The sequence below is a fragment of the Streptomyces sp. NPDC039462 genome (genome assembly GCF_055639375.1).
This window is the reverse complement of the sequence record NZ_JBVKAO010000008.1, coordinates 304165-317209: the sequence shown is the minus strand read 5'-3', so window position 1 is coordinate 317209 and position 13045 is coordinate 304165. Positions and strand designations below refer to the sequence as shown.

The window sequence follows — 13045 nt, the reverse complement described above, 5'->3', positions numbered from 1 at the left end:
GGTCCTCCAGAGAGCGTGTGAATGGTCCGTGTTCGTTGTGCGATGTGCGATGTGCGGTGTTCGGTTGTGCGGTGCGGGTCAGCTGCCGAGCAGCAGACCGAACTTGGCGTCCTTCTCGGGGGCGCCGAGCTTCACCGGGCTGAGGGTGCTCGCCCCGGTGGTGGTCAGGCCGCTCGCGGAACCGAAGAGGTTCCACAGCGCGCCCGAGTCGGGGGAGGTGCCGTCCTCGCCGGGGGCCGTGGCGGTCAGGTCGGCCTTGCCGTCCTTGTTCAGGTCGGTGAGGGCCACCTGGCGGCCGAAGTCGTCGCCCGACTCGGAGACACCGGGAACTCCTGCAGTGGTCTGGTTGTAGGCGACGGCGCCCTTGCCGGTCATGCCGCCGTCCGCCTTGGAGGCGCCCTTGAGCAGGACCACCGCGCCGGTGCCGGTGCTCGCGTCGAGGCTCTCGCCGGGGACGCCGACGGCGACCTCGGCCCTGCCGTCGCCGTTCACGTCGCCCGCGCTGAGGGAGGCGCCGAACGCGTCGTTCTCCTCACTGGCGCCGGGGACGCCCGCGGTGGCCTGGGTGATGACCTTCTTGCGCGCGTCGGTCGGCCCGGTGGAGCTGCCGTACTGGATGGTGATGCTGCCCGGGTGGCTGTCGATGACCTCGGTGACGTCGCCGATGTCGCGGGTGATCAGGTCGCCGTACCCGTCGCCGTCGACGTCCCCGACGGTGCCGCTGTACGCGGTGCCGAGCGACTTGGCGGTGTGGCCGACACCGCTCCTGCCGCCCTTCCAGAAGCGGGCGTCGTGCGTCATCTCCTCGAAGCCGTGCGTGGTGACGATGTCGTCGACGCCGTCGCCCGTCAGGTCGCCGGTGATGAAGTCGGCGAGGCCGGAGGAGCCGTCGTCCGTGGTGATGCTGTCCTTCTTGGCGGGCTTGCCGTCACGGGTGAACGGGCCGTACTGGACGGTCATCCCGGAGACGTCGGGGTCGGTGCTCGGGGTGTCGTTGACGACCAGGTCGCGCTTGCCGTCGCCGTTGAAGTCACCCGTCGCGAACTCGGAGTTCCGGTACGGCAGGAGGGTGTCCTTGCCGGTCAGGCCGTCCTTGGAGCCCCACAGGACGGTCGCCTTGTTGCCGTCGTCGTCGCCGCCGGTCACGAGCAGGTCGGTGTACGCGTCGCCGTCCAGGTCGGCGGGGATCAGCTGGTAGCCGAAGGCGAACGTACCGGCGAGCTCGCCGGGGACGCCCGGCGTGGCCCGGCTGATGAGCTGGTGCTTCGCCGTGCCGGGGCCGGAGGCCGTGCCGTAGACAACGGAGACATAGCCCGTCTTCTCGACGCCGTCGACGGTGCCGTGGGGCGCGGCGACCGCGAGGTCGGCGTACCCGTCGTGGTTGAAGTCGGTCACCGGAGTGCGGGGCGGCTGCGGGGCCGCGGCGGCGGTGCCGGAGGTGGCGGAGATCGCGAGCGGGGCGGTCAGCGCGGCGACGGCGATGGCGCTGATGAGTGTGCGGCGGGGCACGGGTCCTCCTGGGGCGAACGTCTGTGACACAACGGGAGACGGGCGTTCGGGAGAAGAGGTTGTACACCACAGGAACTCCGTTACGTGATCCGGACGTTCGGCGGACGACGGCCGCTGTTCACCTCGCGCGGCGCGGGTGTGCGGGAGACTGGCCGCGGGCCGTGGAGCACGGGAGGGACCGGATGGCGCGGACGAGAGTGTCGATGCAGGAACTCATCCGGCGCAGACGGCGGGCGGGCTTCGTCGGGCGGCGCGAGGAGCTCCGGCTCTTCCGGGAGAACTTCGAGCTGCCGCCGGAGGACGAGCGGCACCGCTTCCTCTTCCATGTGCACGGCCCGGCGGGCGTCGGCAAGACGTCACTCGTGCGGGAGCTGGGGCAACTGGCGACGGACCGCGGCGCGTTCGTCGCGTACATGGACGACGCGGCACCGGACATACCCGGCGCCCTCGCCGAGATCGCCGCTCAATTCGCCCAGCAGGGGCGGCGGTTGAAGTCCCTGGAGCGCGCCCTCGCCCACCACCGGCAGCGGACCCACGAAGCCGTCCTGGCCGCCTCCCGCGAACCGTCCGAGCCCGACGTGCCGTCGGCGGGCGGCGCGGCGCTGGCGCGGGCGGGCGCCGTCGGGCTCGGCATGGTGCCGGTCGTGGGCGCCTTCGCCGGACTCGTCGACACGGACCGCGTCGGGCTCGGCGCGGACCGGCTGTGGGCCCGCTTCCGCAGCCAGGAGGACGCGCACCTGGTCCTGGAGCCGGAGCGCGCGCTGACCCCGGTGCTCCTGGAGGAACTGGCGGCCGCCGCCGACGTCGCGCCGTGGCTCGTGCTGCTCTTCGACACGTACGAGCGGACGGCACCCTTCCTCGACCGCTGGCTGTACGACGTGATGACGACCGACCGGTACGGCGAACTCCCCGCCGACGTCGTCGTGGTGACCGCCGGGCAGCGCCCCCTGGACCCGGACCGCTGGGACGACGCGGCGGACTTCGCCGCCGAACTCCCGCTGCGGCCCTTCACGGAGACCGAGGCGCGCGGCCTGCTCGCCGCCAAGGGCGTCACCGACGAGCCCGTCGTCGCCGAGGTCCTGCGGCTCTCCGGGCGGCTCCCCGTGCTCGTCTCCACGCTCGCCGAGAGCGGCCCCGCGGCGCCCGCCGACGTCGGCGACCCGAGCGCCACCGCCGTGGAGCGCTTCCTGAGGTGGGAGCCGGACCCGGTGCGGCGGGCGGCGGCCCTGGACTGCGCGCTGCCCCGGCGCCTCGACGAGGAGATCGTGCGGGCCGCGGCGCACCGCGGCGACGACGACCCCGCCGAGCTGTACGGCTGGCTGCGCACCCTGCCGTTCGTGCGCGCCGACCGCAGGGGCACCGCCCGCTACCACGACGTCGTACGCGCCCCGATGCTGCGCCTGCGCCGCAACACCGCGCCCGAGCTGTGGAGTGCGGGCCACACCCGGCTCGCCGAGCTGTACGCGCGACGGCGCGCCGTACTGGAGGAGGAGCTGCGAGGTGCGCCGGGCCGCCCGTGGATGCGCCCGGAGTGGCGTGCGCTGCGCGTCGAGGAGCTGTACCACTCGCTGTGCGCGGGACCGCGCGCCGCGCTGCCCGGCGCGCTGCGCGAGGGGATCGACGCCTGCCGCGTGGACACGGCGGTGGCCCGCGAGTGGGCGCGGGCGGTGGCGGACGCCGCCGAGGACACGGACGCCGAGCAGCTGCGGTCCTGGTCCGACGACTGCCGGACGGCCCTCGCCGACGAACGGCTCGGCGCCCTGCGCGTGCTTGAGCTCTTCCTCTCGCGCGCCGGGCTCGACGACGCGGGCCGCGTCGCCGCGTACAACGCGCACGGTCTGCGGCTCTTCCTCCTCGGCCGGCTGCGCGAGGCCATCGTCGACCACGAGCGTGCCGTCGCCCTCGACCCCGCAGACCCGTGGGGCCACCACGGTCTCGCGGTCACCTACCGCGCCCTCGGCGAGTACGAGACGGCGCTCCACCACCTGGCCGCGGCCGACGAGGTGGTGCCGGGCGCGGAGTGGGTGGCACGGGACCGCGGGGAGACGTACCGCCGCATGGGCCGCCCCGAGGAGGCCCTGCCGTGGCTGGACCGCGCGCACGCCCTCGACCCCCGCGAGCCGCTGACGCTGGGCAGCCGCGGCCAGGTCAAGTTCGTGCTCGGCCGCCCCCGCGAGGCCCTCGACGACCTGGACCGGGCGATCGACCTGTGGCCCGACTACCCCTGGGCGCTGGCCCGCAGGGCCCGCGTCAGGCAGTCCGTCGGCGACCTGGCGGGCGCCTTCGCCGACCTCGACCGCGTCCACGAACTGGCCCCGGACGCGCCCGGCAGCCACGCCGACCGGGGCGACATACTGCGCTTCGCGGACCGCCACGAGGAAGCCGTCGCCGCCTACGACACCGCGATCGCCCTCGACCCCGGCTACGCGTGGGCGTGGGGCAGCAGGGCCCTGTCCCTGGAGGCCCTCGGCCGCACGGACGCGGCACTCGCCTCCCTCGACGAGGCGCTGCGGATCAACCCCGAGTACGGGTGGGCGCGGGAACAGAAGGCGCGGATCCTGGGGACGGACGCGGGCTGACGGGGGAGACTGGCAGGGGTACACGACCGTGCGGAACGGGGGGATTCCGATGGCGTCGGCCGACGCGGACGAGCCGTCCATGCAGGAGCTGATACGCCGCAGGGGGCGGGCCGGGTTCATCGGACGCCGCGGTGAACTGGCCGCGTTCCGGGAGAACTTCGATGTGCCGCCCGCCGACCTGCGCCACCGCTTCCTCTTCCACGTCCACGGCAACGCCGGCGTCGGCAAGACGTCCCTGGTCCACGAGCTGGCGCAGCTCTCCCGCGAGCGCGGCGCCCTGACCGCGTACGTCGACGAGCGGGTGAGCAGCGTCCCCGAGGCGATGGCCGCGATCAGCGCCGAGTTCGCCCGCCAGGGCCGCCGGTCGAAGGACCTCGACCAGCTGCTCACCACCCACCGCGAGCGCCGCCACGAAGCGGACTCGATGCCGGTCGCGCCCCCGCCCGGTGAGGCCCCGGCGCCGCCCGCCCCGTCCGCGGCGGGCCTGACGGCGGCCCGCGCGAGCCTCGTCGGGCTCGGCATGGTGCCCGGCGTCGGCGCCCTCGCGGGGGCGGTCGACCCGGCGCAGCTCGCGCAGGGCGCTGACCGGCTGCGGGCCGGCCTCAGCGCGCGCTTCCGCAACCAGGAGGACGTCCAGCTGGTCCTCTCCCCGGAGCGCGTCCTCACCCCGGTCCTCCTGAAGGAGCTGGCGCAGGCCGCGAAGTCGGTGCCGTGGATCGTCCTGTTCTTCGACACGTACGAACGGACGGCGCCGTTCCTCGACGGCTGGCTGCACGAGGTGATGACGACGGAGCGGCACGGCGCGCTGCCCGCCAAGGTCGTCGTGGTCACCGCGGGCCAGCAGCCCTTCGACACCGCACGCTGGGGCGGCTACGCGGACTACATGACGGACGTCCCGCTCGGCCCCTTCACCGAAGAGGAGTCCCGCGGGCTCCTCGCGGGCAAGGGCGTGGTCGCGGAACCGGTCGTCGAAGAGGTCCTGCGGCTCTCGGGCGGCCTCCCCGTCCTCGTCTCCACCCTCGCCGAGAACCGTCCCGCAGACCCGGACGACGTGGGCGACCCGAGCGCGACGGCCGTGGAGCGCTTCCTGAAGTGGGAGCAGGACCCGGTGCGCCGCGCCGCCGCCCTGGCGTGCGCGCTGCCGAGGCGGCTCGACGCGGACGTGGTCGCGGCGGCGGTCGACGGCGTGTGCCCGGCGGCGGACGTGCCGGGCGTCTTCGCCTGGCTGCGGAGCCTGCCGTTCGTGAGCGACCGGGGCGACCGGCTGCAGTACCACGACGTGGTGCGCGCGCCGATGCTGCGCCTGCAGCGGCACCGGTCGCCGCGCGGCTGGGCCGAACTGCACGGCCTGCTCGCACAGACGTACGCGGGCTGGCGCGCGGAGGCCGAGCCCGGCCCCACGCCGCACGAGTGCTGGGGCGACGAGCAGTGGCGTGAGCTGCGGCTCGCGGAGTCGTACCACCTGCTGTGCGGGGCGCCCCGCAGCGCGCTCCCGGTCGTCCTGCGGGACGTCGTCGACGCGTGCGACGCGGACGCGGCGGTGGCCAGGCGGTGGGCGCAGCTGCTCGTGGACGCGGGCGAGGACACGGAGTCCGCGCCGGTCGGGGCGTGGGGCCGCGACCTGCTGCGGGCGCTGGCGGACGGCGGCGGCCCCGCCGCCCTGCAACTCCTCGTCGAGCGTGCGGGGTTCGACGCCCGGGACGAGGCGTTCGCGCGGCTGGTCCGGGGCCGTGACCTGCGGGAGAGCGGCGCGCACGCCGAGGCGCTCGCCGAGTACGACCGGGCCATCGCCCTGGATCCCGAGCAGGAGCGGGCGTACTACGGAAAGGGTGTCACCTACTGGTACATGGACGAGGAGGAGGCCGCTCTCGCCGCCCTCGACCGTGCGGTGGAGCTCGCGCCGCAGGACGCCAGGAACTACGCGATGCGGGGCGAGGTCCGCCGTGTCCTGAGCCGCTTCGAAGAGGCCGTCCAGGACCTGGACCGCGCGCTGGAGCTCGACCCGTCGGACGGGGAGGCGCTGGGCAGCAGGGGCACCGCTCACTACGCGCTGGGGCGGCACGAGGAGGCCCTGGCCGACCTCGACCGCGCCCTGCGGCTCATGCCGGACTACGCGTGGGCGCTGGTCTTCCGGGCCGCCGTGCGGGCCCACCGCGACGAGTACGACCAGGCCGTCGCGGACTGCGACCGCGCCGTCGAACTGAGCCCCGAATCGAGCTGGGTCGTCTGGAGCCGGGCCGACGTCCTCCGCTCGGCGGGCCGTCAGCGGGACTCCCTGGCGGACTACGACAGGGCGATCGAACTCGACGCCGAGAACTGGTCGGCGTACGCGGGCCGCGGCGTGTCCCGGCACCATGTGGGCCGGCTCCCCGAGGCGCTCGCCGACCTCGACACGGTCGTGGAGCACGACCCGGACCACGCCTGGGTGCGGGCCCGCCGCGGCATGCTGCTGCACGACATGGGGGAGTACGAGCGGGCCCTCGCGGACGAGGACCGGGCGCTCGAACTGTCCCCCGACTCCGACTGGATGCACTACCGCCGCGCCGAGACGCTCTTCGCCCTCAAGCGGTACGAACAGGCCCTCGTCGACCTGGACCGGGCGCTCGAACTGGACCCCGTGTACGGGGCGGCGCTCTGCCGCCGGGGCGTCACCCTGCACCGCCTGCGGCGCTACGATGAGGCGTTCGCCGCCCTGGACCGTGCCGTCGAGCTGGACCCGGGCTTCACCTGGGCCCTGTTCTCCCGGATCAGACTCGCGCTGGCCACCGGCAGGACCGACCGGGCCCTGGCCGACCTCGCCACCTACGCCGAGAAGGGCGAGGACGCGACGTGGGCCCGCCTGCGGACCGCCGAACTGCACCTGTGGCTGGGCGACGTGACCGGGGCGCTCGCCGCGCTGCCGCCCGAGGCGGTGAGCGGGGAGACGAGCGGGGACACGGGTGAAGACGACGGCGCGGAGGAGCGGGCGCAGGTGTACTGCCGGGCGGGCCTGTGGGCGCCCGCCCGCGCGGCCGCGCGGCGCCTGCGCGCGGTCGACGACGAGGTCGGCACGGTGCTGCTCGCCGTCGTGGAGACCTGTGCCGGGGACACGGCCGCCGCCGGGCCCCTGTGGCACAGGTTCACCGAACTGGTCGAGACCCCGGCCGCGGACCCGGCCTGGCGGGACTACGGCCACGCCCTGGCCGCGATGGCCAGGGGCGACTGGGCCACGGCGGACACCCGCCTCGCCCGCGTCCTCGGCCCGGTCCTGCCGGAGCTGGAGTGGGACGACCTGGCCGAGATGGTCTCCCACCTGCTGAATCTCTCCCTGTCCCCGGCCGTCGACCCCACCCGCCTGGCACCCCGCCTCGCCCGCCTCACCGCAGCGCGGGACGCCTTCCAGGCTCGGCACGCGGAAACCGCCCGCACCGCGGCCGTCGGCGCCGGGAACACCGGGGTTCCGTAGCGGCTGCGAAGCTCGCGTGAACGTCGCTCAAAAGCGACCTCAAGGGTGACTCCTCGCATACCACTTGGTGCCTGAAGCGACCGTTCCTGTTCGATTACAGTGCTGCGCAGTCGCAACCGGTCGAGGCGCGACGCTCGAGGCGCGACGAGGGACGTCACCGCACGTCACCGCAGGGAGGGAGACCCGCGTGGGTACCGCAGCAGCCACCGGTGTCTGGGGCCGCGCCGAGCAGCAGGACTTCCGCAGCCGGGTGCGCGGCACGCTCCTCGGGGCCGCCGTCGGCGACGCCCTGGGCGCGCCCGTCGACGGGCTCTCCCTCGACGCGATCCGCGAGGCGCACGGCGCCGACGGGCTCACCGAGCCGGCCCCCGCGCACGGCCGCCGCGGTGCCGTCACCGCGGTCACCCAGCTCACCCTCTTCACCGTCGACGGGCTCATACGCGCCCAGGTGCGGCGCGACACCGGCGCCTGGCACCCGCCGACCGACCTGCACCGCGCCTACCGCCGCTGGGCCGCCACCCAGAGCGACTGGGGCCCGGACGAACGGCGCAAGGAGGACGGCTGGCTGGCCCGCGAGGAGTGGCTGTACTCGCGGCGCGACCCGTCCCGCGCCTGCCTCGTCGGACTCGGCGACGCGACCATGGGCACCCTCGACGCCCCCAAGAACCCCGAGGAGCGCGGCGCCGAGGCCGCCGTCAGATCCGCGCCCATCGGCCTCCTCGTCGGCTGGGACCCACAGCTCGTGCTGCAGCTCGCCGTCGAGGGCGCCGCCCAGACGCACGGCCACCCCACCGCCTACCTCGCGGCGGGCGCCCACACCGTCATCGTGCACGGGCTCGCCCGCGGGGAGTCCCTCGACGGAGCGATCCAGCGGTGCCTCGCGCTCCTCGCCACCCGCCCGGGACACCTGCCCGTCACGGACGCGCTCCGGCACGCGCTGGGCGCCGTGCGGCAGGGCATGCCGACGCCCGCGCGCGTGACGGAGCTGCTGGCGGACGGCACGGCCGAGGGGGTGCTGGCCGGCGCCGTGTACTGCGCCCTGGTCGGCGAGGACATCCGGCACGGGCTGCGGCTCGCCGTCAACCACGGCGGTCCTTCGGCGGCCTGCGGCGCACTGTGCGGGGCGCTGCTCGGCGCGCTGCACGGGGAGACCGCGCTGCCGCCGGGGTGGCTCACGGAGCTGGAGGGCCGGCCCACGATCCTGGAGCTGGCGGACGACTTCGCGATGGAGATGACCCAGGGCCCCGCGCTGCACGGGCCCGCGCTCTCGTCGCCGGGCTGGCTGGCGCGCTACCCGCGGGCGTGACCCGGGGGCCGCAGGACTACTGACCGGCCTCGAAGGTGCGGCTCAGCAGGTCGTGGAGGGTGGCGCGCTCGGTGTCGTCCAGCGCGGCGAGGCCGGCCTGCGTGGTGTGCATGTTGGCGCGGATCGCGTCGACGGCACGCTCGCCCTCGGGGGTCAGGACCACGTTCTTCACGCGGCGGTCCGTGGGGCTCGGCTCCCGGTGCACCAGGCCGCGCTTCTCCAGGCGGTCGATGATCCCCGTCACGTTCGAGGCGTCGCAGGACAGCGTCCGGGCCAGCTCCCGCATCGCGGCGGGCCGCCGGCGCAGCACGCTCAGCGTCTTGCCCTGGCTCGCGGTGAGGTTCTCACGCGCCGCCGCCTCCGTGAAGTCTCCGTAATAGGTGCCGAGGGAGACCGCAAGCAGCTCCATGAGCTGAGCCGTGTCGACGCGGGGAGTTCCAGACATGTGAGCCACCTTACGCCATGAAACTTGACGATCTCAAATATTGAGGCTTACCTTCTTATACGTTACTTGACGTACTCAAGTATCGAGATTCTTAAGTAGTTGAGCAGCCGGCCGGGCCCCTGGCCGAGCAGTCGGAGAGAAGAAGTCACCGTGTCCCACGCACACCACGCGGCCCCGCCGAAACCCACCGGGCAGACCGCCCTCGTCCTGGTGCTCGGCCTCGCCGCCATGGTCGTCTCGATGATGCAGACGCTGGTCGTCCCGATCCTGTCGATCATCCAGCACGACCTGGACGCCACCACGTCAGGCGTCAGCTGGGTGACCACCGCCACCCTGCTCTCCGCCGCCGTCTTCACCCCGCTGCTCGGCCGCTTCGGTGACCAGCACGGCAAGAAGCCGACTCTCGTCGGCGTGCTCCTCGTGATGATCGCGGGCTCCGTGCTCGCCGCCACCACGACCTCCCTGACCTGGCTCATCGTCGGCCGGGTCATGCAGGGCGCCGCCACCGCGATCTTCCCGCTCGCGCTCTCCGTGCTCCGCGAGGAGATCAGGCCGGCCAAGCTGCCCGGCGCCATGGCGCTGGTCAGCGGCACCCTCGCGTTCGGCAGCGGCCTCGCCCTGGTGGGCGCCGGCCTGCTGACCCAGGGGTCCGACCCCGACTACCACCGCGTGTTCTGGCTCGCGGTCGTACTCGCCGTGGTGGCCCTCATCGGCGTGGTGACCGTGGTCCCCGCCTCACGCTCGAAGACCGGCGGCCGCACCGACTGGCTGGGCGCGGGCACGCTGGCACTGCTGCTCGTCCTGCTCCTCCTGCCGATCTCGCAGGGCCACGAGTGGGGCTGGACCTCCGGCCGCACCCTCGGCGCCTTCGCGGGCGCGGTCGTCATGGCCGTCGTGTGGGTCCTTGCCGAGCTGAAGGTCAAGGAGCCGATGGTCGACATGAAGATGTTCGCCCACCGCCCGGTCCTCTTCACCAACCTGGCCGGACTGCTGCTCGGCTTCGCGATGTTCGCCCAGTTCATCGGCGTCTCGTACCTCGTCCAGATGCCGGAGGAGCTGGCCGGGTACGGGTTCGGCGCCTCGGTGCTCGACGCCTCCGTCGTCTACCTCCTGCCGACCACGGTCGTCTCGCTCGTCGCCGCGCAGTTCGGCGGCATCCTGGTCCGCCGCATCGGGGCCCGCGTCACGCTCGCCGTCGGCGCCGCGTTCGGCGTCGCCGGCTTCGCCTGGCTGACCCTGGCGCACGGCACCAGTGCCTCCGTCATCGGGGCGGGCATGGTCATCGGCCTGGCCATCAGCTTCGGTTACGCCTCGATGCCCGCGCTCATCGTCGCCAGCGTCCCGGCCCACCAGACGGGCATCGCCAACGGCATCAACTCCATCTCCCGCTCCGTCGGCAGCGCCGTCGCCAGCGCGATGATCACGTCGCTGCTCGCGTCGAAGACGATCGCGTTGCCGGCCGGGATGCCCGCGCTCCCGCAGGAAAGCCAGTTCACCCTGAGCTTCGCCATCGCCGGCGCGGCGTTCGTCCTGGTCGTCGCGGTGGCCCTGGCCGGCCTCACCCGCCACCACGCCCCGCGCACCCAGCCCCTGCGAAAGCTCGCAGAGTCCACCTCTCCGGCGGCGGCCCCGGAACGCGCCGGGGTCTGATCGCCCCTCAAGGGGCGCGGGGAACGGCGCGAGCAACCACAACAAAGCCGCAGCCGCAACTGCCGGGTTCCCCGCGCCCCTTTGGGGGCGCCCCTGCGCGGGCGGCGCTGGAACGTGCCCGGGGGCGGAGGGTCCTTCAGGGGCGCGGGGAACTGCGCGAGCAACCCAGGACGGGCCGCAGTCGCGTCTGCCGGGATCCCCGCAGCGGCGGCTGCGGCTTTTTGCGTGGCTGAGCGCGCAGTTCCCCGCGCCCCTACGGGGCGCCCCCCCCTGACGCGGGCGTCAGTCCGTGGACGGCGCCGCCACCGCGCCGTCCCGCGGCTCCGCAGGAGTGGGCACGGCGGCCGCCCCCGGCGATCCGCCGTCGTCGTCCGTGTTGATGCGCTCGATGAGCGCACCCCGCTCAGGCGTGTCCTCCGGCTTGAGGTAGCCGATGAGGATGTAGAGGACCAGGGACACCGCCAAGGGGATGGACACCTGGTACTGGAGCGGCACACCACCGTCGATGTTCCAGCTGATCGGGTAGTTGACCAGCCAGAAGGCGAGCAGGCCGAGAGACCAGCTCGTGAGCGCCGCCGTCGGACCGGAGCGGCGGAACGGCCGCAGAAGGCCCAGCATCATCGGGATCGCCATCGGACCCATCAGCCCGGCGACCCACTTGATCACGACAGTGATGATGTCCCCGAACGCGGGCGAATTGACCTGCGTCGCCGCCGCCATGGACAGCCCGAGGAACACCACCGTCGTGACCCGCGCCGCGATCAGCCCGGAACGCTCGTTCCAGGCGCGCGCCCTCGCCGAAACCACCGGCGCGCAGTCCCGCGTGAACACGGCCGCGATGGCGTTCGCGTCGGAGGAGCACATGGCCATGGTGTGCGAGAAGAAGCCGACGATGACCAGCCCCAACAGCCCGTGCGGCAGCAGCTGTTCGGTCATCAGGCCATACGAGTCCGAGCCGTCGGCCTTCTCCGACTCCACCAGGAGCGGCGACATCCACATGGGGAAGAACAGCACCACGGGCCAGACCAGCCAGAGAATCGCCGAGAGCTTGGCCGAGCGAGCGGCCTCCTTCGCGTTGGCGGTCGCCATGTAGCGCTGCGCCTGGTTGAGCATGCCGCCGTTGTACTCGAAGAGCTTGATGAAGAGGAACGCGAGCAGGAACACCGTGCCGTACGGGCCGACGAGCGGCTTCTCGTGGCCCTGCAGCGCCGGCTCGTCCCAGGCGCCGAAGAAACCGATGCCCATGTCGTTCAGTTCCATCACCACGGCGACGAACATCGCGATGCCGGCCAGGAGCTGGATCACGAACTGCCCCAGCTCGGTGAGTGCGTCGGCCCACAGCCCGCCGATGGTGCAGTAGATCGCCGTGATCACGCCGGTGATGAGGATGCCCTGGTTGAGGGAGACGCCGGTGAAGACGGAGAGCAGCGTCGCGATGGCGGCCCACTTCGCGCCCACGTCCACGATCTTCAGCAGCATGCCGGACCAGGCAAGCGCCTGCTGGGTCTTGAGGTCGTAGCGGTTCTTCAGATACTCCAGCGGGGAGGCGACGTGCAGCCGCGAGCGCAGCCGGTTGATACGGGGAGCGAAGAGCCGCGCGCCGATGGCGATGCCGAGCGCGATCGGGAAGGACCAGGTGACGAAGGACGTCACGCCGTAGGTGTACGCGATGCCCGCGTACCCGGTGAACATCACCGCGCTGTAGCCCGACATGTGGTGCGAGATGCCGGACAGCCACCAGGGCATCTTGCCGCCGGCGGTGAAGAAGTCGCTGACGTTGTCGACCCGCTTGTGGGACCAGACGCCGATCGCGACCATCACGCCGAAGTAGCCGATGAGCACGGCCCAGTCGAGACTGTTCATATGGCCCTCCAGGGGTCCGCCTGGTGAACGGGCCGATGACGACGAGAGCGGCCCAGAAGTGCCCGCTCATCGTGGGTTCGGGGGCCCGGCGGCGACAACGGTACGGAAGGTCAAGGGCAAGTAAAATCGTTCGGTTAGCTGATCCTCGTTCACGTATGTGGAGAGGTAAGGCGCCCGGGCATGCAAAAGGGGCCCCCTTAAGGGGCCCTTTTAAGGGGCGCGAGGCTGTTACATGTGCGGTTCCACCG

At 73.1% G+C, this 13045-nt stretch carries 7 protein-coding genes; 4 read left to right on the top strand and 3 right to left on the bottom strand.

Going from position 1 to position 13045, the window contains the following annotated elements; all coding sequences use genetic code 11:
* Positions 1–78 precede the first annotated feature (78 nt).
* Complete coding sequence (locus ACZ7LU_RS34610) at positions 79–1509, bottom strand: FG-GAP-like repeat-containing protein (RefSeq protein WP_471918995.1); 1431 nt, start codon at positions 1507–1509, stop codon at positions 79–81.
* Positions 1510–1691: 182 nt separating this feature from the next.
* Here ACZ7LU_RS34610 and ACZ7LU_RS34605 point away from each other — a divergent pair, with 182 nt between their 5' ends.
* From ACZ7LU_RS34605 to ACZ7LU_RS34595, 3 genes are all read left to right on the top strand, one after another.
* Entirely contained in the window at positions 1692–4088 is a 2397-nt protein-coding gene (locus ACZ7LU_RS34605) for a tetratricopeptide repeat protein (protein WP_471918994.1), read from the top strand.
* Between the two features lie 49 nt (positions 4089–4137).
* Complete coding sequence (locus tag ACZ7LU_RS34600) at positions 4138–7533, top strand: tetratricopeptide repeat protein (RefSeq protein ID WP_471918993.1); 3396 nt, start codon at positions 4138–4140, stop codon at positions 7531–7533.
* 187 nt (positions 7534–7720) lie between these two features.
* Positions 7721–8839 (top strand): ADP-ribosylglycohydrolase family protein, encoded by a 1119-nt coding sequence (locus ACZ7LU_RS34595; protein ID WP_398303230.1) that lies wholly within the window; start codon positions 7721–7723, stop codon positions 8837–8839.
* Between the two features lie 16 nt (positions 8840–8855).
* On the opposite strand, the gene ACZ7LU_RS34590 is transcribed toward ACZ7LU_RS34595, so the two are convergent.
* Positions 8856–9284, bottom strand: a complete 429-nt coding sequence (locus tag ACZ7LU_RS34590) for a MarR family winged helix-turn-helix transcriptional regulator (RefSeq protein WP_398303232.1) — start codon at positions 9282–9284, stop codon at positions 8856–8858.
* 150 nt (positions 9285–9434) lie between these two features.
* On the opposite strand from ACZ7LU_RS34590, the gene ACZ7LU_RS34585 reads away from it, so the two are divergent.
* Positions 9435–10934: an MFS transporter gene (locus ACZ7LU_RS34585; RefSeq protein ID WP_471918992.1), complete on the top strand. Its 1500-nt coding sequence runs from the start codon at positions 9435–9437 to the stop codon at positions 10932–10934.
* A 282-nt stretch (positions 10935–11216) separates the two neighbouring features.
* Here the strand turns inward: ACZ7LU_RS34585 and ACZ7LU_RS34580 are convergent, their stop codons facing one another.
* Positions 11217–12797, bottom strand: coding sequence for a sodium:solute symporter family protein (locus tag ACZ7LU_RS34580; RefSeq protein ID WP_471918991.1), 1581 nt, complete (start codon positions 12795–12797; stop codon positions 11217–11219).
* Positions 12798–13045 lie beyond the last annotated feature (248 nt).

Coding starts and splice junctions, on each gene's coding strand:
- ACZ7LU_RS34605 (WP_471918994.1), top strand. CDS start 1,692: ATGGCGCGGACGAGAGTGTCGATGCAGGAACTCATCCGGCGCAGACGG.
- ACZ7LU_RS34600 (WP_471918993.1), top strand. CDS start 4,138: ATGGCGTCGGCCGACGCGGACGAGCCGTCCATGCAGGAGCTGATACGC.
- ACZ7LU_RS34590 (WP_398303232.1), bottom strand. CDS start 9,284: ATGTCTGGAACTCCCCGCGTCGACACGGCTCAGCTCATGGAGCTGCTT.
- ACZ7LU_RS34580 (WP_471918991.1), bottom strand. CDS start 12,797: ATGAACAGTCTCGACTGGGCCGTGCTCATCGGCTACTTCGGCGTGATG.